The organism is Kutzneria viridogrisea DSM 43870 (genome assembly GCF_000525635.1).
GTDB classification, from domain to species: Bacteria; Actinomycetota; Actinomycetes; order Mycobacteriales; family Pseudonocardiaceae; genus Kutzneria; species Kutzneria viridogrisea.
This window is the reverse complement of record NZ_CP007155.1, coordinates 978432-1002282: the sequence shown is the minus strand read 5'-3', so window position 1 is coordinate 1002282 and position 23851 is coordinate 978432. Positions and strand designations below refer to the sequence as shown.

The following is a 23851-nucleotide window of genomic DNA, read 5'->3' as shown; positions in this document are numbered from 1 at the left end:
GCCCCGCTGTGCCAATCCCGCTCAGACAGCACCGCCCGCGGGCCGCATGGCCAGTTTCGCCAGCAGGTCACGGCCCTGCTCGGCGTGCCGGGGTTGACAGAGCACGTCGTAGCGACCGGCGACCAGTTGACTGGAGGACTGGAAGTCGCGCCTGCCCCGGGTGGAGGCGTAGCCCACGGCGGCGAAGACCACGAAGAACACCACGCCCAGCGCGAGGCAGACGGCGATCTGCACCAGGCCGCCGCCCTGCGAGCCGGAGAACAGGTTGAGCATCACGCCGACGAACAGTCCGAACCAGGCGCCCGACGCGGCGCCCGCGCCGATGACCCTGCCCCAGGACAGCCGCCCCGTCACGCGCTCGACCAGCATCAGGTCCACGCCGACGATCGTGACCTCCTGGACGGGGAACTCGCTCTCGGCGAGGAAGTCGACGGCGCGCTGGGCCTGGCCGTACTCCTCGTAGGTACCGATCGGCCAGCCGGTCGGCTTGGTGGGCAGCCTCGGCGGGCCGCCGGGCCGATCCTGGGCGGAGAACGGAGTCGTCACCGTGGATCACCTCGTTCGCGGACGGTGGCGTCCCATTCTTCCAACCCGCGCGCGAGCACGCGAACCGGGCACACCGAACCCGCGTCAAGACCACCCGGGTGCCCGTCCCCCGTTCAGCCCCGTGACTGGTACTCCCGGAGCAGCCCGCGGCTGATGATCGTCTTCTGGATCTCGCTGGTGCCCTCACCGATCAGCAGGAACGGAGCCTCGCGCATCAGGCGCTCGATCTCGTACTCCTTGGAGTAGCCGTAGCCGCCGTGGATGCGGAAGGACTCCTGGGTCACCTCGGCGCAGTACTCGGAGGCGATCAGCTTGGCCATACCCGCCTCGACGTCGTTGCGCTGCCCCGAGTCCTTGAGCCGGGCGGCGTTGACCATCATCAGGTGCGCGGCCTCGACCTTGGTGGCCATCTCGGCCAGCTTGAAGGCGATCGCCTGGTGGTCGGCGATCTGCCTGCCGAAGGTCTTGCGCTGCTGGGCGTAGTCCACGGCCAACTCGAAGGCGCGCAGCGAGATGCCGCAGGCGCGGGCGGCCACGTTGACCCGGCCGACCTCGACCCCGTCCATCATGTGCCCGAAGCCCTTGCCGGTCTGGCCGCCGAGCACCTGGCCCGCGCCGATCCGGTAGCCGCTGAACACCATTTCCGTGGTGTCCACGCCCTTGTAGCCCATCTTGGCGATCTTGCCGGGGATGGTCAGGCCGGGGGTGACCTCGCCGTAGCCGACGGGCTTGTCCACCAGGAAGGTGGTCAGGTTCTGGTGCGGCTTGGGCGCTCCCTCGTCGGTGCGCACCAGCACGGCGGTCAGGTTCGAGGTGCCGCCGTTGGTCAGCCACATCTTCTGGCCGTCGATGACGAAGTCCTCGCCCTCGCGCACGGCCCTGGTCTTGATCGCGGCCACGTCGGAGCCCAGGTCGGGCTCGGACATGGAGAACGAGCCGCGGACCTCACCGGTGGCCATGCGGGGCAGGTAGTGCTGCTTCTGCTCCGGCGTGCCGTGCTGCTTGAGCATGTGCGCCACGATGAAGTGGGTGTTGATCACACCGGAGACGCTCATCCAGCCGCGGGCGATCTGCTCGACCACCAGGGCGTAGGTCAGCAGGGACTCGCCGAGCCCGCCGAACTCCTCGGGGATGGTGAGGCCGAACAGCCCCATCTCCTTCATGCCCTCGACGATGTCGGTGGGGTACGCGTCCTCGTGCTCCAGCGCCTGGGCGTGCGGGATGATCTCCTTGTTCACGAAGTCGCGGACCGTGGACAGGATCTCCTGCTGCACATCGGTGAGACCGGCGGTCTGGGCGAGACGAGCCATCGCACTCCCCTTGTCGTCGCGGCGGCGCCGGAGTACCCGACGCTGGGTTACCGGTGAGTATCCCGTTCCAACGACGATCGCACCGTGTGAAGGTCCTCACGCGATCGGTTCAGCCCGCGCGCAGCTCCACGGCGTGGCCGCAGCCGCGGCAGGTCTCGGCGAACACGTAAACCGGCTGCGCGCAGTCGGCGCACTCCACGAAACTGCGCTCCAACAGGTCGTCGCGATTGCGGCGACGGAACAGCCGGATACCTCTCTTGCTGTCGGACATGGGCACCAGCGTTGCCCCTGCACCGGGGTGCAAGGCAAACCGAGGTTGCCCGATGTGCGTTATCTCACCGTGATCAGACACAACCGGTAGTCGAGCACCGCGATTGTGGTAGTTCGATCATTGATTGCGGTCACATCCGCTAACGGATCAGCCCAGCTAGCCGGCCTGCGGACAGGGGGCTTGCTCACGTGTTTTTCCATTGCGGGCAGACTGGACGGTGATCGGAAACCCCGTCCATCACGGTATTCGACCCCGCCGCCGGAACACCTGAATTCCCGCCGGGCGACGACTGTTCTCGCCCGCGCCGCCAACACGGGCCACACCCGTGGCAGGCTGGCCTCGTGGAGATCACCCGAGTGCTGGACGCGGCGCTGCGCAAGGCGTGTGCGGTCTGGGTGGCCGCGGACGGGCGGCAGGCGAGGCTGGTGTGGGCGGTGTGGCGGGACGGCGCGCTGTTCGTGGCGACGGGCGGCGCGGAGCAGCAGGTGCCGGGCCTGGCCGACGGGGTGCCGTGCCGGGTGACGGTGCGCTCGCCGACGACCCACTCGCACCTTGCCGAGTTCGCCGCCGCGGCGACCCGCGTGGAACCGGACGAGCTGACCAGTGCCGCGCTGACGGCGGCCCGCCTGAACAGGGCGGCGGAGTGGACCGAGGTGTACCGATTGGAACCCGCGCGATGATCGAGATCCCGGAGGAGTTCGCGAGCTCACTGGTGCGCTGGGAAGGCGAACCGGCACGGCAGTGGCTGAGCCGGGTGCCCGAACTGTTCGCGAAGTACCTGGAAGTCTGGGACCTCCGGCCCGACGGGGCGCCGATGCACGGGGCGGTCGGGCTGGTGCTCCCGGTACGCGGGGCCGATGAAAGCCCCGCGGTGCTGAAGCTCTCGCTGCCCTCGCCCGAGACCGAGCACGAGTGGCTGACACTGTCCACTTGGGACGGACGAGGTGCCGTGCGGCTGCTCGACCACGGCGCGGGCGACTCCGCCCTGCTGCTGGAGCGGCTGGACGCCGACCGGTCCCTGGAGGACATCGAACTGGACGAGGCGGTGCGGATCGCCGGGGAGCTGCTGCGCAGGCAGGCCGTGCCCGCGCCGCCGGAGATCCGGACCCTGGCCGGGCTGGCCGAGCGCTGGGCGGAGGAGTTCGCGGCCGAGACGCGCATCCCGCGACGGCTGCTGGACGCGGGCATCGAGGTGTGCACCCAGCTGGGACCGGTGTCGCGGCGGCTGATCGTCAACCAGGACCTGCACTTCGAGAACGTGCTGGCCGGCGAGCGCGAGCCCTGGCTGGTGATCGACCCGAAGGCCGTGGCCGGTGACCCGGAGTTCGGGCTGACCCCGTTGCTGTGGAACCAGTTCGACGGGCCGGGGGTGGGTCGGCGGCTGGCCGCGCTGGTGGACGCGGCCGGGCTCGACCTGGACCTGGCGCGGGCCTGGACGCTGGTGTCCGCGCTGGAGAACTGGACCTGGGCGCTGGACACCGAAGGTGAACAGGAGATGGCCGACATGGTCGAGGTGATCGCGCACACCGTGTGCTGAGCACGCGGAGTGGACGGCCCGCCCCGACCTGTTGGCGCACAACGATTCCGCCCCCGAACAAGCCCGGCTCGCCCCACCCGTGCGCGGTGCGGCGGGCGAGTTCGGCGGGCTGCGGGGCGCCCGGTAAGGCTAGCCTTGGACCGTGGCAGCCACGAGCAGGGTTTTCGCGGCACAACTGGCCGGTTTGCCGGTATTCGGCCCGGACGGTGAACCGATAGGCAAGGTCAGGGACCTGGTTGCGGGGTTGCGGATCGGCAGGCAGCCACCGAGGGTGCTGGGCGTGGTGGTGGAGATGGTCACCCGGCGGCGGATCTTCGTGCCGATGCTGCGGGTGGCGGCCATCGAGCCGAACGCGGTCACGCTGAGCACCGGCTCGGTGAACCTGCGGCACTTCCACCAGCGCACCAACGAGGTGCTGGTGGTGGGCCAGGTGCTCGACGCACGGGTGGTCGTCGAGTCGACCGGCAGCGCGGCCGTGGTGGTGGACGCCGCCATGGAGCCGACCAGGACCCGCGACTGGGTGATCGGCCGGGTCGCCGTGCGCGAGCGCACCGGGCGGCTGGGGCGGCGCGGACCGGTTCAGGTGCTGCGCTGGGAGGACGTCACCGGGCTGGGGCTGACCGAGCTGGCCTCACAGCCGCAGGGCGCCCAGCAGCTGATCGCGGTGTTCGACACGATGCGCGCCGCCGACGTGGCCAACGCGCTGCGCGAGCTGCCAGCCAAGCGGCGCTACGAGGTGGCCGACGCGCTGGACGACGAGCGGCTGGCCGACGTCATCGAGGAGCTGGGCGAGGAGGACCAGAAGGACCTGCTGGCGCACCTGGACGAGGAGCGGGCCGCCGACGTGCTGGAGGCGATGAACCCCGACGACGCCGCGGACCTGCTGGCCGAGCTGCCCGAACCGGACAAGGACCGGCTGCTGGAGCTGATGGAGCCCGAGGAGTCGGCGCCGGTGCGGCGGCTGCTGGAGTACTCCTTCGACACCGCGGGCGGCCTGATGACCCCCGAGCCGGTGGCGCTGACCCCGGACGCGACGATCGCCGAGGCGCTGGCCAGGGCACGCAACCCGGAACTGACCCCGGCGCTGTCCAGCATGGTGTTCGTGTGCCGCCCGCCCACTGCCACGCCGACCGGGCGCTACCTGGGCTGCGTCCACCTGCAGCGCCTGCTGCGCGAGCCGCCCTCGGACCTGGTCGCGGGGGCGCTGGACACCGACCTGCCCCGGCTGCCGCCGACCGCCACGCTGATGGAGGTCACCAAGTACTTCGCCACGTACAACCTGGTGTGCGCGCCGGTGGTGGACGAGGAGGACCACCTGCTGGGCGCGGTCACCGTGGACGATGTGCTCGACCACCTGCTGCCGCAGGACTGGCGCGACAGCGGGCACCACGAGGTGGAAGAAGAGGTCAGCAATGCCTGAGTTGCCCGGCCGCAGGCGGCTGGACCAGCCGCGCAGACCCCGCCGGTGGGCCATCGAGGTGGACCCGGAGGCGTTCGGCCGCTTCTCCGAACGGCTCGCCCGTTTCCTGGGCACCGGCAAGTTCCTGTTCTGGCAGACCCTGATCGTGGTGGTCTGGATCGGGCTGAACCTGTTCGCGGTGACCCTGCAGTGGGACCCGTACCCGTTCATCCTGCTGAACCTGGCCTTCTCCACGCAGGCCGCCTACGCCGCCCCGCTGATCCTGCTCGCGCAGAACCGGCAGGACGACCGGGACCGGATCTCGCTGGAGGAGGACCGGAGCAGGGCCGCGCAGACCAAGGCGGACACCGAGTTCATGGCCAGGGAGCTGGCCGCGCTGCGGCTGGCCGTTGGCGAGGTGGCCACCAGGGACTACCTGCGCAGCGAGCTGGACCGGCTGCGCGCCGACCTGGCCGGCACCCGCAAGGCGAGCGGCAAGTCCGCCACGAAGGGGCGCAAGTCCAGCCCCTCGGCGGAGGCCATCCGGGACGACCCGCGCTGGGACGACGAGGAGGACCCGGTGGTGCACCGGCGCTGAGTCAGGAAAGTGCCGTTCGAGACATCTAGTGTCTCGAACGGCACTTTCCTGACATCGGGTCGGCGGGGGCTAGCGGCCCGCGGGGCTCACGTTGAGCAGGCGGCCGGCGAGTCCGCGCGAGCGCACCGACAGCTTGGCGGCCACCTCGCGCAGCACCTGGGAGGCCGGGGCCTCGGGCTCGGCCAGCACCAGCGGGGTGCCCGCGTCCCCGCACTCGCGCAGCCGGGGGTCCAGCGGCACCTGGCCCAGCAGCGGCACGTCGGCGCCCACGGCCTTGGACAGCGAGTCGGCCACGGCCTGCCCGCCGCCCGCGCCGAACAGCTCCATCTTGGAGCCGTCGGGCATCTCCAGCCAGGACATGTTCTCCACGACCCCGGCGATGCGCTGGCGGGTCTGCAACGCGATGGCCCCGGCCCGCTCGGCCACCTCGGCGGCGGCCTGCTGCGGGGTGGTCACCACGAGGATCTCCGCGTTGGGGATCAGCTGGGCCACCGAGATCGCGATGTCCCCGGTGCCCGGCGGCAGGTCGAGCAGCAGCACGTCCAGGTCGCCCCAGAACACGTCGGCCAGGAACTGTTGCAGCGCGCGGTGCAGCATGGGCCCGCGCCAGACCACCGGGGCGTTGCCCTGCACGAACATGCCGATCGAGATGACCTTCACCCCGTTGGCCTGCGGGGGCATGATCATCTTCTCGACCTGGGTCGGCCGCCCCTGGGCGCCGAGCATGCGCGGGATCGAGTGCCCGTAGATGTCGGCGTCCACGATGCCCACCGACAGCCCGCGCGCGGCGATGGCGCTGGCCAGGTTGACGGTCATGCTGGACTTGCCGACCCCGCCCTTGCCGGAGGCCACGCAGTACACCCTGGTCATCGATCCGGGCTGGGCGAAGGGGATCACCGGGTCGGCGGAGTCCCCGCGCAGGGTGCGGCGCAGTTCGGTGCGTTGCTCGTCGCTCATGACCTCCAGGGACACGCTGACGCCCCGGACGCCCTCGAGCGCCGACACCGCCGCGGTGACGTCGGCGGTGATCTTGTCGCGCATCGGGCAACCGGCCACGGTCAGGTACACCGTCACGGTGACCTGGCCGTCCGCGCCGACCTGGACGTCCTTCACCATGCCGAGTTCGGTGATCGGGCGGCGGATCTCCGGGTCCTGCACGCGGGACAGCGCGGTGCGCACGTCCTCGGTCGTGGGCAGTGGCTGGGTCGTGGTCACACACCCATGCTACGAGCAGTTGTTACCGGCCGGTCATCCGGCGGCCGATGGGCAGCAACGGGGCGCTGTGCGACGGACTGGACGCACTCCGTAACATGAGGGGTCGTGCTTGACACAGGACGTACTCGATTGCCCACCCGGACCGAGTTAGCCGTGTGGCGATCCTTCCTCCGTGCACACGCCAGGATCACCCGACATCTGGAGACCGAGCTGGTCTCCGAGCAGAGCCTCTCGCTGGCCTCCTACGACGTGCTCGTGCAGCTCGCCGAGGCGCCCGGCAGGCGGATGCGGATGACCGAACTGGCCGACGCAGTCCTGCTCTCCCGCTCCGGGGTCACCCGGCTGGTCGACCGCCTCGAGCGGACCGGCCTGGTCGGCCGGGAGCGGGCGGACGGCGACGGCAGGGGCGTGGTGGCGGTACTCACCCAGGCAGGACTGGACCGGTTGCGCACCGCGTCCGGCACCCACCTGGCCGGCGTCGTTCGACATTTCGTCGAGGTGCTGGAAGAGACGGAGATGGGCGCTTTCGGCAGGACATGTGAGCACCTGGCGGAGGCAGCCCCTCCGCTCGGCGACGGACCCTGACGCTCAGGTCGCGTCAGGGTCGAACGGGGGTCGTTCGCCGGGGGACAGCGGTCGCTGCTCCCGGCTCGACGGCTGTACAGCCGACTGGCCGGAGGGAGACGGCGTGGTCGGCGGTGAGGCTGCGAAGCCGTTGGGCTTGTAGTCGTTGAGGTCGATGTCGTCGAGCAGGTGCCTGCGCAGGGCCTGCTTGGGGTCCAGGTTGCCGCGCAGCTCACGCAGGTCGTCCAGCGGCTTGCGCAGCTCGTCGAACTCCGGCCCGAGCTCCGAGCGCAACTGCTCGCGCGCCCCGCTAGCGTAGTCCTTGACCTGCCGGATGCTCTTGCCCAGCCAGGCGGCCGCGCCGGGCAGTCGTTCGGGGCCGAGGATGAACAGGCCCGCGACGACCAGGACGAGGAATTCTGGCCAGCTGATACCGAACACGTGCCCAGCCTAATCGGACTGCGTGGTGACCTGTAGCGCCATCTGTCGGCCCTGGCGCACCACCTGGACGGGCAGGGTCTCCCCGATGCCCCGCTCGATGACCGCCACGGACAGCTCGTCGGCGTTGCGGATCGGCCGGTCCCCCAGCTTCACGATCACGTCCCCCTCGGCGATGCCCGCCTTGTCCGCGGCCCCGCCCTGCTTGACGTTCTGCACCTGGGCGCCGTCGGTGGAGGTGGAGGACACCGAGCGCGCGTTGAGCCCGATGTCGGCGTGGTGCACCTGGCCGTCGCGGATCAGGGACTCGGCGATGCGTCGGGCGAAGTCGATCGGGATGGCGAAGCCGATGCCGATGGAGCCGGTGTCCTGCGGGGAGGCGATCGCGCTGTTGATGCCGACCAGGGCCCCGGTGGAGTCCAGCAGCGCGCCGCCGGAGTTGCCGTGGTTGATCGCGGCGTCGGTCTGGATGGCGTCGTAGGTGGACGGCGGGTCCTGGCCCTCGCCCGCGGCCTGGAAGGGCCGGTTGAGCGCGCTGACGATGCCGCTGGTGACGCTGCTGGACAGGCCGAGCGGGGAGCCGATCGCGATCACCTGGTCGCCCACGGCCAGCGAGCTGGACTTGCCCAGCTGCACCACGGTCGGGTTGCTCACCGACACCTTGATCACGGCCAGGTCGGTGCGCGCGTCCCTGCCGACGATCTTGGCCTCGGTCTTGGTCCCGTCGGCGAAGACCACCTTCAGCGAGGCGGCGGGGTCCTTGGCCGCGGCGGAGACCACGTGGTTGTTGGTCAGCACGTAGCCCGCGCCGTCGATGACCACCCCGGAGCCCAGGCCGCCGGTCTGCCCGGTGCGGACCTCGATCTGCACCACGGCGCGCTCCACCCGCTTGGTGATCTCCGCGATGGAGCCGGGTGCGCGCTCCTTGCCCGGCTCGACCTCGCTCAGGGTGACGTTGCTGGTCAGCGGGTTGCCCAGCTGGGCGATGCCCCAGCCGACCAGGCCACCGGCCACGCCGAGCAGCAGCGCGACCCCGGCCAGCGCGCCGAGGGCCAGCGGCTTGACCCGCCTGCCGAACAGCAGTTCCGGCACGCTGAGCAGGGCGCCGGAGCCGCCGGGCGCGGACTGGTCGGTGCCGGTCGCGCTCTTGGTGGCGGGGTCAGCGGGCGGCCCCAGCACGGCGCCGGTGCCCGGGTCGCGCCACGGGTCGCGCTCGGCGTCGGCGGCCCAGAAGACCGGTTCCACCGCGGGCTGCTCACCCAGCGGGACCTCCCCGGGCGGGCGCTGCAGGCGCAGCTCGCTGCCGCGATCGGGGCGGCGGAAGGCGGAGACGAGGGCCTCCGGCGGCGGCGGTGCCAGCTGCGCGGAGGAGGAGCCGTTGGTGGCCTGCGACGGGGGCGTGAAGGCCCCGGTGACGCCCTGCGGCCGGGCGAACTCGGCGGCCTGCGCGGGGTCCACGGAGGGGCGGTCCAGCGGGCGCGGGCCAATGCGACGGTGTGCACCGTCGTCGACGCCCGACACCGGGGTCCGGAATGCCTCGGGCCCCTCCGGGGGCGGGCTGGACTGCTCGCTCATTACCGCTCAGCCTGCCGCACGTCCGGTGAAGTCCTGGTGTTGGGTCAGCGGTGCGGCAGCTCGGTGATCGTGGTGGCCACGGTGGTCGTGACGGTGGCGGTGGCGGTGGCGGGCACCGGGCGCTGGGCACGCGGGTCGACGGGCACACCGGCCACCGCCGGGTGCGAGTCCCCGGGGCGGTTGCCCGCCTCGGTGCCGCCGACCGGGGCGTCCCCGTGCATGGTGACGATGGCCAGCGAGGCCAGCACCAGACCGGAGACCACGGCGCCCGCGCCCTGCTTGGCACGGCGGCGGCCCAGCACGTTCGGGCTGCTGCCCAGGGGCTGGGAGGAACCGAAGGGCGTGCCGGAGCCGAAGGGCACGGACTGGGTCTTGCCCGGCCTGAGCACGGTGACCAGCTGGCCGTCCTCGGTCACGGCGAGGTTGTCCGGGCCGCTGGGCAGCTCGACTTCCTGCGGGATGGCCCGCAGCGAGGCGAGCAGGCCCGCGGAGGCGACGGGGGCGGAAGCGGTGCGCATGGCGGCGCGGGCGTGCCGCTGGGTGGCCGCCTCGGCTGCGCAGAACGGGCACCGCGCCAGGTGCGCGGCCGCTCGGTCGTGGGCGGTGGCGGACAGCTCACCGTCCACGAAGGCGACCACGGCGTCCGGCGCGAGGTGCTGCTCCGGCAGGCGCGGCAGACTCCAGCCACGCAGGTCCGTCATGCAAGCCCCTCCCCTGCCATCTGACGACGGCGCTCCAGGCTCGCCCGGAGTGCCTGCCTGCCGCGGTGGATGCGGCTGCGCACGGTGCCCAGCTTCACGCCGAGCGTCGCGCCGATCTCATCGTAGGACAGGCCTTCGACATCGCAGAGGACCACGGCGGCCCGGAATTCCGCGGGCAGCTCGTCCAGCGCGGCCTCCAGGTCCGGGTCCAGGTGGGTGGCCGAGTAGACCTGCTCGGGGCTCGGGTCGTCGCCGACCAGGCGGTCGGTGTCCTCGGGCAGGCCCTCCATGCGCAGCCGGGAGCGGCGCCGCGCCATGTCCAGGAACAGGTTCGTGGTGATGCGGTGCAGCCAGCCCTCGAAGGTGCCCGGCTTGTAGGAGGCCAGCGAGCGGAAGACCCGGATGAAGGTCTCCTGGGTCAGGTCCTCGGCGTCGTGCTGGTTACCGCTGAGGCGGTAGGCCAGCCGGTACACCCGGTCGGCGTGCTCGCGGACGATCTCGTCCCAGGACGGAGGCGTCCAGCCGCCATCAGCCGAGGTGGGAGCGATCTCCACCGGCTTGACTTCGGTCTGCGGCGTGGTCATGTGTGGTACGGCACCTCCTGCGGGCGGCTGCCCTTCTGCTGGCACAACGCCGAGGGCCTCGGAGTTGTTCCCCACCTACTGTGTCGGCAGCGCATGTGCCGACCGTGAGAGTGCCCTGAGAGCAGCCTGAGAAAGTGACTTCACGGTGGGTTCACCCGCGACCGGGGCACTCGCCGCTAACCTCACACCCTGTGACAGCCGAGATGCCGATCTTCGCGGTGCCCGAGGTCCGCGAGTTCGTGGAGGGCTACCCGGCCGAGGACGCGGCGGCCGCCGCGGCCAGGGCCAGGGGACACGAGCTGGGCTGTGTGCCGATCGGCGTGTCCGGCGGGGCCGCGCTGCGCTTCCTCGCGGCGGCGGTGCAGGCCAGGGCCGTGGTGGAGATCGGGACCGGCGCCGGGGTCAGCGGGCTGTGGCTGCTCGGCGGCATGGCCCCCGACGGGGTGCTCACCTCGATCGACGTGGAGCCCGAGCACCACCGCACCGCGCGGCGGGCCTTCGCCGAGGCCGGGATCGCGCCCGGCCGCACCCGGCTGATCATGGGCCAGGCCCTGGACGTGCTGCCCCGGCTCACCGACGGCGGCTACGACCTGGTGTTCGTGGACGCCGCCAAGCCCGAGTACCCGCGCTACCTGGAGCACGGGGTGCGCATGCTGCGGCCGGGCGGGGTCATCGCCTTCGACAACGTGCTGTGGAGCGGGCGGGTGGTGGACCCGAACCACCGGGACTCGGCGACCACGGCCCTGCGCGAGGTCAACCGGGCCGTCCGCGAGGACGAGCGGCTCGTCCCGCTGCTGCTGCCGGTGGGCGACGGGCTGCTGGTGGCCGCCAAACGCCCCTGAGGTGCCATGAAAGTGCCGTTGCTGGCACTGGACGCCAGCAACGGCACTTTCATGGCATCGACCGGCTATTCCGCCCGCGCGCCCTTGCCGAGCACCACGACCCCGCCCGCGCTGACCGTGTAGCGCTCGCGGTCGGCCTCCTGGTCCACGCCGATCACGGCCCCGTCGGCGACGACCACGTTCTTGTCCAGGATCGCCCTGCGCACCACGGCGCCCTTGCCCACGCGCACCCCCGGCAGCAGCACGCTGCCCTCGACCTGGGCACCGGCCTCGACCACCACGTCCGAGCTGACCACCGACTCGCGCACCGCGGCGCCGGAGATGATCGACCCCGGGCCGACGATGGACTCGTGCGCGGCGCCGCCGTTGACGAACTTGGCGGGCGGCAGCGGGGGCGTGGCGGTGCGGATGGGCCAGGCCTGGTTGTAGAGGTTGAACACCGGGTGCACGGAGACCAGGTCCATGTGCGCCTCGTAGTAGGCGTCCAGGGTTCCCACGTCCCGCCAGTAGCCGCGGTCGCGCTCGGTGGCGCCGGGCACCACGTTGTCGTCGAAGTCGTAGACGTTGGCCCCGCCCGCGCCGACCAGCATGGGAATGATGTTGCCGCCCATGTCGTGATCGGAGTCCGGGTCGGCGGCGTCGGCGCGCAGGGCGTCGAGCAGCGCCTCGGTGGTGAACACGTAGTTGCCCATGGACGCGAAGGTCACGTCCGGGTTGTCCGGCACGTGCGGGGGCTCGGCGGGCTTCTCCAGGAACCGGGTGATCCGCCCGTCGGCGCCGGAGTCGATGCAGCCGAAGGCCCGCGCCTCCGCGCGCGGCACGCGGATGCCCGCCACGGTGACGCCCGCCCCGGTGTCGATGTGCTGCTCGACCATCTGGCCCGGGTCCATCCGGTACACGTGGTCGGCGCCGAAGACCACGATGTAGTCCGGCTTCTCGTCGTGCACCAGGTTGAGCGACTGGAAGATCGCGTCGGCGCTGCCGGTGTACCAGCGCGGGCCGAGCCGCTGCTGGGCCGGGACCGGGGTGATGTACTGCCCGAGCACACTGGACAGCCGCCACGTGGTGGAGATGTGCCGGTCCAGGGAGTGCGACTTGTACTGCGTCAGCACGCACAGCTTGGACAGTCCCGCGTTCACCAGGTTGGACAACACGAAGTCGATCAACCGGTAGTTGCCGCCGAACGGCACGGCCGGTTTGGCCCTGTCCGCCGTCAACGGCCACAGGCGCTTGCCCTCGCCGCCCGCGAGAACAATTCCGAGAACGTGCGGCTGGCCCTTCACGATCCGGAACCCTATCTGTGTGGCACTACGTTGTCAGCTGTGCGCATCGGACTGCTTACACGCGAGTACCCACCCGAGGTCTACGGCGGGGCCGGGGTCCACGTCGGTTTCCTGGTCCCGCGACTGCGTGAACTCGCGCAGGTGGACGTGCACTGCTTCGGTGGTCAGCGCGAGGACGCGATCGCGCACAACCCGGCTCCCGGTATGGAGTCGGCCAACCCCGCGCTGAGCACGTTGTCGGTCGACCTGGCCATGACCGCTGCCCTGGCGAACGTCGATTTGGTGCACTCCCACACCTGGTACGCCAATCTCGCGGGCCACCTGTCCAAGGTGCTGCACGGGGTGCCGCACGTGGTGACGGCCCACTCCCTGGAACCGCGCAGGCCGTGGAAGGCCGAGCAGCTGGGCGGCGGCTACCGGCTGTCCTCCTGGGTGGAGCGGGTGTCCTACGAGTCGGCGGACGCGGTGATCGCGGTCAGCGAGGGCATGCGCACCGATGTGCTGGACTGCTACCCGGCACTGGACCCGGCGCGGGTGCACGTGGTGCGCAACGGCATCGACAGCCAGGCGTACCACCCGGTGGACGAGACCGATGTCCTGGAGCGCTTGGGCATCGACCCGACCCGGCCCACGGTGGCCTTCGTCGGGCGGATCACCAGGCAGAAGGGGGTCGGCCACCTGATCGCCGCCGCCCACCGGATCGACCCGGCGGCGCAGATCGTGCTGTGCGCCGGGGCCCCGGACACCCCGGAGATCGCCGCGGAGACCGAGGCCGCGGTTGCCGAGCTGTCGGCGGCGCGGCCGGGCGTGTTCTGGATCCAGCAGATGCTGCCGCAGCCGGAGATCCGCCAGGTGCTCAGCCACGCCACGGCCTTCGTGTGCCCCTCGGTGTACGAGCCGCTGGGCATCGTGAACCTGGAGGCGATGGCCTGCGGCACGGCGGTGGTCGCCTCCGACGTGGGCGGCATCCCCGAGGTCGTGGCCGAGGGCGAGACCGGGCTGCTGGTGCACTACGACGAGCGGGACGTGGCCGCCTACCGGGACGGGCTGGCGCGGGCGATCAACGAGTTGCTCGCCGATCCGGCGCGGGCCAGGGCGATGGGCGCGGCGGGCCGCGAGCGGGCGGTCGCCGAGTTCTCCTGGGCCGGGGTGGCGGAGCAGACCCTGCGGATTTACCAGTCAGTGACCTGAGTCACACTCGTCCGTGACAACCTGAACGGTGAGTCATCGCCCTTATTCGGTAGAGCGTCTGATCGAGCTACCTTGGGGGCAAGGTGTCACTCACCGTGCGCGGGGGCGCGGTCCTACTGTTGGTGCCGCTGCTGGCCGTGGCCGCGGGCTGTTCGGCACCACCGGCCAACAGCGCGGAGTCCGTGGAGTTCACCGTGGACGGTCGGCAGGTGGTCGACCCGCACCAGTTGCAGACCGAGGCCGAACAGCAGCTGTCCTACGCGCTCAGCTTCGGGCTGGTGTCCTCGGCAGGAGCGGGCGCCCCGCTCTGCTGGTTCGCCAGGACCGGCAGCACCACGCAGGTGGACGAGCGGCTGTGGTGCGGGCCGGTGCAGGTGCCGGGCAGCCCGCCGAGCAACGGCTGGGTGCCGGTGCCGATGAAGAAGGTCGGCGAGAACCCGGGCCAGGTCCAGTTGCAGGTGCAGGCCCCGGAGGTGCCGCAGGCGGGCAACCGCAGCACCCCGGTCGGCGACCGGCTGCTGCGCACCGACGGCGCCAGCCTGGACCCGAAGATCCCGGCCGACCGCACGGCGGGCCCGAACTTCGTGGCCGTCATGGCCGACACCGAGCACCGCACCAACGCCGAGCTGGGGCTGGACGGGGCCGATGCGGTGCGCCTGCACGACGATCTGCTCACGGTGACCGGCACCGGCTGGGGGCACCCGGACAGCTTCCAGCTGCCCGACCAGTCCACCCTGCGTGCCGCGCCCGGCATGGGGCTGCGGGTCCTGCGGGTGCACGTGGAGCGGCCCGCCAAGACCGAGGACGCGATGAAGGGCCAGCAGTGGGAGGGCTGGGCCCCGCAGCCCTCCACCGTGTCGTTGCAGGTGGGCGACCGGCGCCAGGAGCTGCCCGCCGAGCGCCTGCCGGACAGCGGGGACGTGTTCGTGCTCTACACCGTGCCCGACGGCCAGTCCTCGCCGGAGAGCCTGGTGCTCAACACGGTGGGCGCGAAGTCCTGGGAACAGCGCCTGGAGATCCCCTCCGGCAACCGGCTCAGCAACGACCCAGCCGCGCTGCGCCGCACCGGCCAGCCCGCGCAGGAGCCGACCGGCGAGCAGCAGGTGAAGATCACCACCGGGCACGGCTACGGGGACTCACCCGGCGGCGAGCACGCGGCGAAGCTCGCGGTGACCGGGGTGCGGGTCGGCCGTCAGCGACCGGTCAAACTGGACAGTGGCCGGTACCAGATGGTCACGACCTCGGCTCCGGACAAGGCACTCGTCGAGGTCCGGATGAAGGTCAGCGGGGACAAGCTGCCCGCGATCACCGCCGGGCCGCTCACCAAGGACTCGATCGAGCTGACCCTGCCGGGCGGGGAAAGGGCCAAGCAGGTCGGCATCCGCTACGACGGGGACCTGTTCCCCTCCGCCGTGGTCGTGGAGGTGCCCGCCGACACCAAGTCGATCAAGGTGGGGCTGCGGCCCGGCAGTGTGAAGCTGCCCGCACTGGGCGAGGTGGCGCTGGCCACCAGCGGCGATCCGGTCCAGCTGAACCTGACGTTCTGAGCCATAGTTCGGCCATGACCGACCACGAGGTGCTCGCCGCGGCGATGGCACCCCGGCTGGCGCTGCTGCGGGTGCTCGCCGCCGAGCAGCACGTCACCAGGGCCGCCGACCGGCTCGGCGTGCCGCAGCCCACGGTCAGCCGCTGGCTGGCCGGGCTCAGCGCGGAACTGGGCACGCCGGTGATCGTGCGCGCGGGCCGGGGCGTGCGGCTGACCCGCGCGGGCAGGCTGCTCGCCGACGCCGCCGAGCAGGCGCTGAGCACGCTGGAGGCGGGCTGCCGCCGGGCCATGGGCGAGGCGGACCCGGAGCGCGGGCAGGTGGTGTTCGCGTTCCTGCACACCATGGGCGGGGTGCGCGTGCCCGAGCTGCTGCGGGACTTCCGGGCGCGCCACCCGCACGTGCGGTTCACCCTGGAGCAGGGCGCGCACGAGGAGATGCTGGCCCGCGTCCGGGCCGGGGACACCGACCTGGCGCTGACCTCCCCGCTGCCGGTGGAGGACCCGGAGTTGTGCAGCGCCCCGGTGTACGAGCAGCCGCTGGCGCTGAACGTCCCGATCGGACACGCACTGGCCGAGCGGCGACGGGTGCGCCTGGCGGAGCTGGCGCACGAGCGGTTCGTCGGCGTGAAGCGGGGTTACGGGCTGCGCCGGACCACCGACGAGCTGTGCGCCGCGGCGGGCTTCGTGCCCGAGCTGGCGTTCGAGGGCGAGGAGGTGGACACGGTGCGCGGACTGGTCGCCGCGGGGCTCGGCGTGGCGCTGCTGCCGCTGGCGGACACGAACCCGGTCGGCGTGCTGGAGCTGCCGATCACGCCGCGGGCGATCCGGCGCATCGGACTGGTCTGGTCGGCGACGGTGCCGCTGGCCCCGGCCGCCGACCTGTTCCGCGCCTCGGTGCTGGCCGAACACGCCGACCGCTGAGCGGGACTCGCACGCCTGTGAGCGGGACACGCGGGTACGGCCGCGAGCCGACCACGGGGCCAAAACCGCGCGTGTCGGCGCTTCCGGTATCGCGTGTCGGCGCTTCCGGTACGTGCTCCCAGAATCCGGGAATCCGCCCGTCAAGTTCCAACACGCCGTACGCGAAGCGCCGACACACCGTCCGCGAAGCGCCGACACGCGCAGCTATGCCGTGAGTCCCGCTCAGGCGTAGTTGGCGGCGAGGCGGACCAGGGTGCGGGCGGCGAACCCGGTCGCACCCGGCACGACCTCGTCGTAGGACTTCTCCGAGCGCGCGGGGCCCGCGATGTCCAGGTGCGCCCAGGGCAGGTCCCCGGTGAACTCGCGCAGGAACTGCGCCGCCGCGATGCTGCCCGGCCCGCCCGGCATCTGCCGCACGTCGGCGATCTCGCTGGGCACGTTCTCGGCGACCTCGGGCAGCAGCGGCATGCGCCACCACGCCTCGCCGACCTCGGCACCGGCCGCACGCACCCGGTCGGCCAGCTCGTCGGTGGAGGCGAACACCCCGCCGGTGCGCACCCCGAGCGAGACCTTCATCGCACCGGTCAGCGTGGCCACGTCCACCAGCGCGTCCGGGGACAGCTTGCGCACGGCGTAGGCCAGCGCGTCGGCCATCACCATGCGGCCCTCGGCGTCGGTGTTGGTCACCTCGGTCGTGGTGCCGCCGTAGTGCCGCACCACGTCCCCGGGCCGGTACGAGCCCGCGCCGAAGTGGTTCTCCGCCGAGGCGATCAGCCCGGTGACCCGCACCGGCAGCTTCAGCTCGGCGATCGCCAGCAGGGCGGCGATCACCGCACCGCCACCGGCCATGTCGGTGCGCATCAGGTGCATGCCGTCCGCGGGCTTGATCGAGATGCCGCCGGTGTCGAAGGTGATGCCCTTGCCGACGAACACCAGGTGCGGGGCCTTGGCCGAACCGCGCGGGCGCCAGGCCAGCTCGATCAGCCGCGGCGGGCTCACCGAGCCCGAGCCCACGGCGAGCACCCCGCCGAAGCCCTGCTCGGCGAGCCAGGACTCCTCGCGCACCTCGGCGGTCAGCCCGGTCAGGCCCGCCGCGAGCCGGGCCGCGTTGTCGGCCAGCCACGCGGGGTTCTTCACGTTGGACGGCGTGTTGGCGAAGTCACGGGCCAGCGCGGTGGCGGTGGCCAGCGCGACCGCCTCGCGCACGGCCTCCGCCAGCTCGGCGCCCTCCGGCGCGACCAGCCGCACGGACTTGGTGCGCGGGGCCTGCTCGGAGTTGCTGACCTTGAACTTGTAGCCGCCCAGCAGCACGCCGGTGGCCAGCGCGGCGGCCTGCTCGGCGGTGACCCCGGCGGGCAGCAGCACCTGCGCGGAGCGGGTCACCGGACGGCCCGCGTCGGAGTCGGCGGCCGCGCGGGCGTCCACGGCGCGCACCAGTGCGGCGCCCGCGCCACGCCAGTCCTTCGGCTCGGACCCGCCAAGGCCGAGCAGCCAGTCGCCGAGCACCGGGAGCACCTCGCCCGCCTTGCCGGTGACGCGCGCCCCGCCGAGCGCGGCGGCGTCCAGGCGGTCGCGGCCGGGACCGAAGCCCGGCTCACCGCCCTGTTCCGCGGGGGTGGTCGTGACCACCAGCGGCGTGCCCCGGCGCGGCGAGGTGGCCACGTCGATCTCGGGCAGGTGGGTGGGCACGGCAGGGACCGGTGAGCGCAAGGAGTACCTCCGGGTGGGGACGAACGCAGGCCCCGGCTCCACCACGGGAACCGGGGCTGGAAAGACGGTGAGGACGCGCGTCAGCTCACGACGACCTTCAGGGCATCGCCCAACTCGCTGGCCTCCTCCGCCGACATCTCGACGACGAGGCGCCCACCACCTTCGAGCGGGACGCGCATCACGATGCCTCGCCCCTCCTTGGTGACCTCAAGGGGACCGTCACCGGTCCTGGGCTTCATGGCCGCCATAGCGTGCTCCCTCCGTCCGTCCAGCACGGCCCGGCCCGCCTCCCAGCCGACCGGGTCGGTGCCCATTCTCCCCCATCCGCGTTCAGCGGTGAAACCGAACCGATCTTTTGCACCGTGGCACGCGTGCCACGGGCTGTGCACATCTTGGCTTGTCACGCCCCGTGCGGTGGTGGCGGCACGCCGATCGGGTTGATCAGACCAATCCGGCGCGGCCTCTGGTCGGCGGCCGGAGCTGCTGCCAGACTCGGCCGTCATGCGCGCTCGCTCGGCCGTGTTCGAGGTCTACGGCGTACACCTGCGCGGGCGCGGGGCGGTGGGCACGATCGCCGCACTGGTCCGGTTGTTGGCCCCGCTGGGCTTCAACGGCCCCACCGTGCGCACCGCCGTGTCGCGGACCGTGCGGCAGGGCTGGCTGGTGCCGGTGCGGCTGGCGCGCGGGCCCGGCTACGCGCTGACCCCGCAGGCCGAGCGGCGGCTGGACGAGACGGCGGCGCGGATCGCCCGCACCCGTCCGTCCACATGGGATGGCCAGTGGCAGGTGGTGGTGCTGGCGGACCTCGCCGCGACCGACCGCGAGCGGCTGCTGTCCTCGCTGCGGCTGCTGGGCTACGGGCAGCTGGGCCCAGTGACGTGGATCACGCCGCGGCCTGTCGTGGAGCTCATCGAACTACTGGCAGGCGAGTCGGTCACGGCCCGGGTGTTCACCGGGCGGCACGAGGGCGCCGACGCGGAGCTGGCCGCCGGCGCCTGGGACCTGGCGCCGCTGGCCGCGGACTACGCCGGGTTCCTCGCGCGGTGGCGGCCCGAGGTGTCCGCTGTGGACGGTTCGTACCCGGCAAGCGCTTTCGCCACCTCGCTGCGGCTGCGGCACGCCTGGCGCAAGGTCCTGGTCCGCGACCCGGGCCTGCCCAGGGAGCTGTTGCCCTCGGGCTGGCCGGGGCACGCGGCGGCGGAGTTCTTCGACCTGCACAGCGAGCGGCTGGCCGCGCCCGCAGTGGAGTTCGTGGACGAGTGCCTGCGCGGTTGAGGGCTACTTCTGCTTTGCCCGCCAACAGGTGCTGATGTGGTCGTCCACCATGCCGGTGGCCTGCATCAGCGCGTACATGGTGGTGGGACCGACGAACGCGAAGCCGCGCCTGCGCAGCTCCTTGGCCATCGCCTTGGACTCCTCGGTGATCGCGGGCACCTCGTCCAGGGTGCGCGGCCGACGCCGCCGGCCGGTCGGGGCGAAGGACCACAGCAGCTCGTCCAGCGGCCGGTCCAGCTCGCCGACGGCCCGCGCGTTGGTGATCGCGGCCAGGATCTTGGCCCGGTTGCGCACGATCCCGGCGTCGGCCATCAGCCGGGCGACGTCGCGCTCGTCGAACTCGGCGACCAGCTTCGGGTCGAACCCGGCGAAGGCGGCGCGGAAGGCGGGACGCTTGCGCAGGATCGTGATCCAGGACAGCCCGGACTGGAAGCCCTCCAGGGTCATCCGCTCGTACAGCTCAGGCTCCCCGTGCAGCTCAACGCCCCACTCCTCGTCGTGGTAGCGCTGGTACTCCTCAGTGGAGTTGCCCCAGGGGCAGCGGGCCAGCTCGGTCATTCCGCGTGCTCCACGGCGGCCAGCTGCTGCTCCAGCTCGACGACCCGGCCGCGCAGGGCCGCCAGCTCCCGGCCGACCCGGTCCAGCGCCCAGTCCACCTCGGACATCTTGTAGCCGCGCAGCACCTGCTGGAAGCGCAGGTCCCGCACGTCCTCGGCGGTGACGTCCTCGGCGGGCAGCCGGGTCGGGGAGGCGCCCGGCGGCAGTGGTGCCAGCTCCTCGCCCCTGCCGAACACCACGGAGGCGAACAGGAACACCACCCCGGCAACCAGGACCATGACGACGAGGTAGATCAGCACGGTGGACACGGGGTCGATCGTGGCACGACCGGCCGGGCGTGTGCACCCTGCCCGGCCGAAAGCCGCCGGTGCTCGGCCATCGGCGGCCGGTCGGCGACCAGCACCTCGGTGCTGTCCGGCAGCCACTCCCCGGCCACCTGCACGAACTGGGTCAGCGAGCCGGGATCGGCCGCCTCGACCCCGCAGCGGTCCAGGGCGGTGGCCAGGATCTGCCGTGCCATCACGCCGAGTTGCAGCAGCGAGCGGTTGCGGTGCTTGCGCACCCCGAGGTTGACCTGCGCCAGCCCGGCCAGCCCCGCGATGCGGTGCGCGTCGAGCAGCAGGCCGATCTCCACCCCGTAGCCGGGCGCGAACGGCACCGACTCCAGCAGTGCCCGGCTGGCCGCGTACTCCCCGCCCAGCGGCTGCACCACCCCGGACAGCTCCGGGCGCAGCGCGGCGAGCACCGGGCGGGCCAGCAGCTCGGTGACCCGGCCGCCGCCGGTGCCCTGCTCGGCGGTCTCCAGCCGCAGCGGCCGCCGGTAGAAGCCCTTCACCAGCTGCACGCCCCCGGCGATGAGCAGCGGCCCAAGCAGTGCGGGCACAAAACCCGGATCGGGGTCGACCAGGTCGGAGTCCAGGAACACCACCAGGTCGCCGGTGGTGGCGGCCAGTGAGCGCCACAGCACCTCGCCCTTGCCCGGCACCGGTTCCAGCTCGGGCAGCACCTCGGTGCGCCGCACTACGCGCGCGCCCGCCGCCCGCGCCACGGCCACCGTGTCGTCGGTTGATCCGGAGTCGAGCACCACCAGCTCGTCCACCAGTCCGCCCAGCAGCGGCAGCACCGCCGCCACGACCCCCGCCACGGTCTCCTGCTCGTTCAGCGCGGGCAGCACCACGCTCACCGTGCGGCCCGCCTTGGCACGCACGAGGTCCGCGACCGCCCACGGCGGCTCCTGCCAGGTCCGCTCGGCGAACCAGCGCTCCACCTCCGCGCGCATCAGGCCAGCGCCCGCAGCACGGCGGCGGGCGGGCGGGTCCCCGCGATGCTGCCCACCATGTCCAGCACTTGCCTGGTCCGCCGCACCTCGTGCGCGCGGAAGACCCGCGCCCCGCCCCAGGCCGCCACGGCCGTGGCCGCCAGCGTGCCGTCCACCCGGTCGGCCAGCCCCACACCCAGGGTCTCGCCCACGAAGTCCTTGTTGGACAGCGCCATCAGCACCGGCCAGCCGGTGCCGACGAGCTCGTCCACCCGCCGCAGCAGCTCCAGGCCGTGCCAGGTGTTCTTGCCGAAGTCGTGGGTCGGGTCGATCAACACGCCCGCCGCGGGCACCCCCGCGGCCACCACGCGCTCGGCCGCCGCCACGAGTTCGGTCACCACCTCGGCGACCACGTCGGTGTAGCGCACCCGGTACGGGTCGGTGCGCGGCGGCAGTCCGCCTGTGTGCGAGCACACGATGCCCACCTGGTGCTCGGCCGCCACCTCCACCAGCCTCGGGTCCGCGCCCGCCCAGGTGTCGTTGATCAGGTCGGCGCCCTCCCGGCACACCTGGTCGGCCACCTCGTGCCGCCAGGTGTCCACGCTGATCACCAGCTCGGGGTGGCGCTGCCGGACCGCCGCCACGAACGGCACCACGCGGCGCGCCTCCTCGGCGGCGTCCACCTGCTCACCCTGCGAGCCCGCGCGCACCCCGCCGATGTCCACGATGTCCGCGCCCTCGGCCACCGCCTGGTCCACCCGGGCCATCGCCGCCTGCTCGCCGAAGGTCGCCCCCCGGTCGTAGAAGGAGTCCCTGGTCCGGTTCACGATCGCCATGACCAGGGCACGATCGCCCGCGACCTGCCTGGTTCCGAACCGCAACGGTCTCACAATGGCATCCTGCCACCCTGGCCGGCCGGGGCCCACGCAACGCGACACGCGGCGGTTTGTCGGTAATCTGTGTCACGCTTGCCACGACAAGCAGCAGTCGCCGCGCCGCAGACCTTCCTGTATGGCACACCGGAGCCCCACGAGGCAAATCCTTGCGGACACACTTTCCGTCACTGGGTCGCCCGGCCGGGTATTCCAGCCATCCCCACGACCGGGGGTTTTACCCATTCGGAGCAGTGAATCTCCACCACTGGGTGATAGCGATTACGGAATTTTGGATCACCCGGTCGAGGGCGTCTTTCGCTTATCGGTCAGACCGCGAGTTAGCCTCGTGTCCGTCGAAGGCCATGCCCAGCCGGGAGGGGGCGCACTTCCTTCTGCGGCAACACCTTCGACGTACAAATCAAGATCAAAAAAGGAGAAACCGTGGTCAAGAAGGCACTCGTCGTGGCTGCCACCGCGACCGGACTGCTGGCCATTGGGGCACCGGCATTCGCCGAGACCAGCCCGACCACCGACCACCCGCTCTTCACCCAGCCGCTCGTTTCGAACGTCAACGTTCTGAACGACAACATCATTCCGACCGCCAACAACAACGGCGGCAACGGCAACAATGCCGGTCACGGCAATGTCGGCGGCAACGGCAACAACATCGGCGACAACAACAACGGCGGCAACAACAGCTCCAACGGTGGCTCGGGCAACACCGTGGGCGCTGGCAACGCGGGCGGCGGCGGCAACGGCCTGGACCGCCTGGTGCAGGCAGCCCCGCTGCCGGACCTGTTCGGCCGCGCGGTGGGCGCCCCCGCGGGCGGACCCGGCAACAACAACGCCGGTGGCGGCAACAACGCCGGAACGGAGAACACCGGAGGCAACGGCAACAACATCGGGTCGGCCAACAACGGCGGCAACGGCAACTCCAACGGCGGTAGCGGCAACACCGTCGGCGGCGGCAACTCCGGCGGCGTGCACAACGGCCGCGAATCGCAGTTCGTGTACCCGCCGTCCACGATGCCGGTCGAGTTCTCCACCCCGGGCCACGCCGAGCGCAGCCTGTCCTCCGGCCCCGGCAACAACAACGCGGGCGGCGGCAACAACGCCGGCCAGGGCAACGTCGGCGGCAACGGCAACAACATCGGCGACAACAACAACGGCGGCAACAGCAACTCCAACGGCGGCCAGGGCAACACCGTCGGCGGCGGCAACGCGGGCGGCGTGGGCAACGCGGGCTGGCACCACGTGAGCGTGCCGCCGCTGGTTGTACCGTTCCTGTCCGGCGCGTGGACCGGGCGCAGCTACCAGGTGCCCACCGACTGGCCGGGCAACAACAACGGCGGCTCGGGCAACAACGCCGGCCAGGGCAACGTCGGCGGCAACGGCAACAACATCGGGAACAACAACAACGGCGGCAACGGGAACTCCAACGGCGGTAGCGGCAACACCGTCGGTGGTGGCAACTCCGGCGGTGTCGGGAACCACTACTGAGCCGTGATCGCCTGAGCCGGGAGGAGCAGCGGCGGCGCTCCGACCGGTGACCCAGTGGGCGGTGCCACCCGGTGCTCGGGGTGGCACCGCCCATGTTCTGTGATCCAGCGCACAGCTCGTTACTACTCGCGAGTAGCTCTCGTTTACCAACCGG

General features: G+C 71.9%; 26 protein-coding genes. 11 read left to right on the top strand and 15 right to left on the bottom strand.

Annotated elements, in window-relative coordinates:
* Nucleotides 1–21 precede the first annotated feature (21 nt).
* From KALB_RS04805 to KALB_RS47455, 3 genes are all read right to left on the bottom strand, one after another.
* Nucleotides 22–546, bottom strand: a complete 525-nt coding sequence (locus KALB_RS04805; RefSeq protein ID WP_025354591.1) for a YflT domain-containing protein — start codon at nt 544–546, stop codon at nt 22–24.
* Between the two features lie 113 nt (nt 547–659).
* Nucleotides 660–1856, bottom strand: coding sequence for an acyl-CoA dehydrogenase family protein (locus tag KALB_RS04800; RefSeq protein WP_025354590.1), 1197 nt, complete (start codon nt 1854–1856; stop codon nt 660–662).
* Between the two features lie 109 nt (nt 1857–1965).
* Entirely contained in the window at nt 1966–2127 is a 162-nt protein-coding gene (locus KALB_RS47455; protein WP_158510710.1) for a hypothetical protein, read from the bottom strand.
* Between the two features lie 341 nt (nt 2128–2468).
* Here KALB_RS47455 and KALB_RS04795 point away from each other — a divergent pair, with 341 nt between their 5' ends.
* From KALB_RS04795 to KALB_RS04780, 4 genes are all read left to right on the top strand, one after another.
* The gene (locus KALB_RS04795) at nt 2469–2807 is read left to right on the top strand and encodes a hypothetical protein (RefSeq protein WP_236650172.1); all 339 of its coding nucleotides are present in this window, start codon (nt 2469–2471) and stop codon (nt 2805–2807) included.
* Entirely contained in the window at nt 2804–3664 is an 861-nt protein-coding gene (locus KALB_RS04790; RefSeq protein ID WP_025354588.1) for an aminoglycoside phosphotransferase family protein, read from the top strand. Before KALB_RS04795 ends, KALB_RS04790 begins: the two co-directional genes overlap by 4 nt.
* Nucleotides 3665–3806: 142 nt before the next feature.
* Nucleotides 3807–5084, top strand: a complete 1278-nt coding sequence (locus tag KALB_RS04785; RefSeq protein WP_025354587.1) for a magnesium transporter MgtE N-terminal domain-containing protein — start codon at nt 3807–3809, stop codon at nt 5082–5084.
* Nucleotides 5077–5661 carry a DUF1003 domain-containing protein gene (locus tag KALB_RS04780; protein WP_025354586.1) on the top strand — a complete coding sequence of 195 codons (585 nt, stop codon included), beginning with the start codon at nt 5077–5079 and terminating at the stop codon, nt 5659–5661. The genes KALB_RS04785 and KALB_RS04780 overlap by 8 nt, the downstream gene beginning before the upstream one ends.
* A 69-nt stretch (nt 5662–5730) precedes the next feature.
* On the opposite strand, the gene KALB_RS04775 is transcribed toward KALB_RS04780, so the two are convergent.
* Complete coding sequence (locus tag KALB_RS04775; RefSeq protein WP_025354585.1) at nt 5731–6876, bottom strand: Mrp/NBP35 family ATP-binding protein; 1146 nt, start codon at nt 6874–6876, stop codon at nt 5731–5733.
* Between the two features lie 153 nt (nt 6877–7029).
* On the opposite strand from KALB_RS04775, the gene KALB_RS04770 reads away from it, so the two are divergent.
* Nucleotides 7030–7461, top strand: coding sequence for a MarR family winged helix-turn-helix transcriptional regulator (locus KALB_RS04770; protein ID WP_236650171.1), 432 nt, complete (start codon nt 7030–7032; stop codon nt 7459–7461).
* A gap of 3 nt (nt 7462–7464) precedes the next feature.
* Here KALB_RS04770 and tatB read toward each other — a convergent pair whose 3' ends face one another.
* The 4 genes from tatB to sigE are packed head-to-tail and all read right to left on the bottom strand — an operon-like array spanning nt 7465 to nt 10738.
* Nucleotides 7465–7881: a Sec-independent protein translocase protein TatB gene (gene tatB, locus KALB_RS04765; protein ID WP_025354583.1), complete on the bottom strand. Its 417-nt coding sequence runs from the start codon at nt 7879–7881 to the stop codon at nt 7465–7467.
* A 9-nt stretch (nt 7882–7890) separates the two neighbouring features.
* The gene (locus KALB_RS04760; RefSeq protein ID WP_025354582.1) at nt 7891–9453 is read right to left on the bottom strand and encodes a S1C family serine protease; all 1563 of its coding nucleotides are present in this window, start codon (nt 9451–9453) and stop codon (nt 7891–7893) included.
* A gap of 44 nt (nt 9454–9497) precedes the next feature.
* Nucleotides 9498–10154: an anti-sigma factor family protein gene (locus tag KALB_RS04755; RefSeq protein WP_025354581.1), complete on the bottom strand. Its 657-nt coding sequence runs from the start codon at nt 10152–10154 to the stop codon at nt 9498–9500.
* On the bottom strand, nt 10151–10738 hold the full coding sequence (gene sigE, locus KALB_RS04750; protein ID WP_025354580.1) for an RNA polymerase sigma factor SigE: 588 nt from the start codon (nt 10736–10738) through the stop codon (nt 10151–10153). The genes KALB_RS04755 and sigE overlap by 4 nt, the downstream gene beginning before the upstream one ends.
* A gap of 203 nt (nt 10739–10941) precedes the next feature.
* Here sigE and KALB_RS04745 point away from each other — a divergent pair, with 203 nt between their 5' ends.
* Nucleotides 10942–11580: an O-methyltransferase gene (locus tag KALB_RS04745; RefSeq protein ID WP_025354579.1), complete on the top strand. Its 639-nt coding sequence runs from the start codon at nt 10942–10944 to the stop codon at nt 11578–11580.
* A gap of 65 nt (nt 11581–11645) precedes the next feature.
* On the opposite strand, the gene glgC is transcribed toward KALB_RS04745, so the two are convergent.
* On the bottom strand, nt 11646–12863 hold the full coding sequence (gene glgC, locus KALB_RS04740) for a glucose-1-phosphate adenylyltransferase (RefSeq protein WP_025354578.1): 1218 nt from the start codon (nt 12861–12863) through the stop codon (nt 11646–11648).
* Between the two features lie 39 nt (nt 12864–12902).
* Between glgC and glgA the strand changes: the two genes are divergently transcribed.
* The 3 genes from glgA to KALB_RS04725 all read left to right on the top strand — a co-directional run bounded on the left by glgA (nt 12903) and on the right by KALB_RS04725 (nt 16521).
* Nucleotides 12903–14054 carry a glycogen synthase gene (gene glgA / locus KALB_RS04735; protein ID WP_025354577.1) on the top strand — a complete coding sequence of 384 codons (1152 nt, stop codon included), beginning with the start codon at nt 12903–12905 and terminating at the stop codon, nt 14052–14054.
* Between the two features lie 83 nt (nt 14055–14137).
* Entirely contained in the window at nt 14138–15601 is a 1464-nt protein-coding gene (locus KALB_RS04730; RefSeq protein ID WP_148309346.1) for a hypothetical protein, read from the top strand.
* Nucleotides 15602–15615: 14 nt separating this feature from the next.
* Complete coding sequence (locus KALB_RS04725) at nt 15616–16521, top strand: LysR family transcriptional regulator (RefSeq protein ID WP_025354575.1); 906 nt, start codon at nt 15616–15618, stop codon at nt 16519–16521.
* Nucleotides 16522–16743: 222 nt separating this feature from the next.
* Here the strand turns inward: KALB_RS04725 and KALB_RS04720 are convergent, their stop codons facing one another.
* Both KALB_RS04720 and KALB_RS04715 read right to left on the bottom strand, forming a co-directional pair.
* The gene (locus tag KALB_RS04720) at nt 16744–18231 is read right to left on the bottom strand and encodes a leucyl aminopeptidase family protein (RefSeq protein ID WP_025354574.1); all 1488 of its coding nucleotides are present in this window, start codon (nt 18229–18231) and stop codon (nt 16744–16746) included.
* 80 nt (nt 18232–18311) lie between these two features.
* On the bottom strand, nt 18312–18479 hold the full coding sequence (locus KALB_RS04715; RefSeq protein ID WP_081789815.1) for a DUF3117 domain-containing protein: 168 nt from the start codon (nt 18477–18479) through the stop codon (nt 18312–18314).
* Nucleotides 18480–18732: 253 nt separating this feature from the next.
* Between KALB_RS04715 and KALB_RS04710 the strand changes: the two genes are divergently transcribed.
* Nucleotides 18733–19506: a PaaX family transcriptional regulator gene (locus tag KALB_RS04710; protein ID WP_042220239.1), complete on the top strand. Its 774-nt coding sequence runs from the start codon at nt 18733–18735 to the stop codon at nt 19504–19506.
* Nucleotides 19507–19509: 3 nt separating this feature from the next.
* Here the strand turns inward: KALB_RS04710 and KALB_RS04705 are convergent, their stop codons facing one another.
* The 4 genes from KALB_RS04705 to folP are packed head-to-tail and all read right to left on the bottom strand — an operon-like array spanning nt 19510 to nt 22212.
* A complete protein-coding gene (locus KALB_RS04705; RefSeq protein ID WP_025354573.1) occupies nt 19510–20064 on the bottom strand; it encodes a DNA-3-methyladenine glycosylase I in 555 nt (184 codons plus the stop codon).
* Nucleotides 20061–20372 carry a DivIVA domain-containing protein gene (locus tag KALB_RS04700; RefSeq protein ID WP_025354572.1) on the bottom strand — a complete coding sequence of 104 codons (312 nt, stop codon included), beginning with the start codon at nt 20370–20372 and terminating at the stop codon, nt 20061–20063. The genes KALB_RS04705 and KALB_RS04700 overlap by 4 nt, the downstream gene beginning before the upstream one ends.
* On the bottom strand, nt 20357–21343 hold the full coding sequence (locus tag KALB_RS04695) for a glucosyl-3-phosphoglycerate synthase (RefSeq protein ID WP_025354571.1): 987 nt from the start codon (nt 21341–21343) through the stop codon (nt 20357–20359). Before KALB_RS04695 ends, KALB_RS04700 begins: the two co-directional genes overlap by 16 nt.
* Nucleotides 21343–22212 (bottom strand): dihydropteroate synthase, encoded by an 870-nt coding sequence (folP, locus tag KALB_RS04690; protein WP_025354570.1) that lies wholly within the window; start codon nt 22210–22212, stop codon nt 21343–21345. The genes KALB_RS04695 and folP overlap by 1 nt, the downstream gene beginning before the upstream one ends.
* Before the next feature lie 426 nt (nt 22213–22638).
* Between folP and KALB_RS04685 the strand changes: the two genes are divergently transcribed.
* Nucleotides 22639–23697, top strand: a complete 1059-nt coding sequence (locus tag KALB_RS04685; protein WP_025354569.1) for a hypothetical protein — start codon at nt 22639–22641, stop codon at nt 23695–23697.
* The last annotated feature ends 154 nt before the right edge of the window (nt 23698–23851 follow it).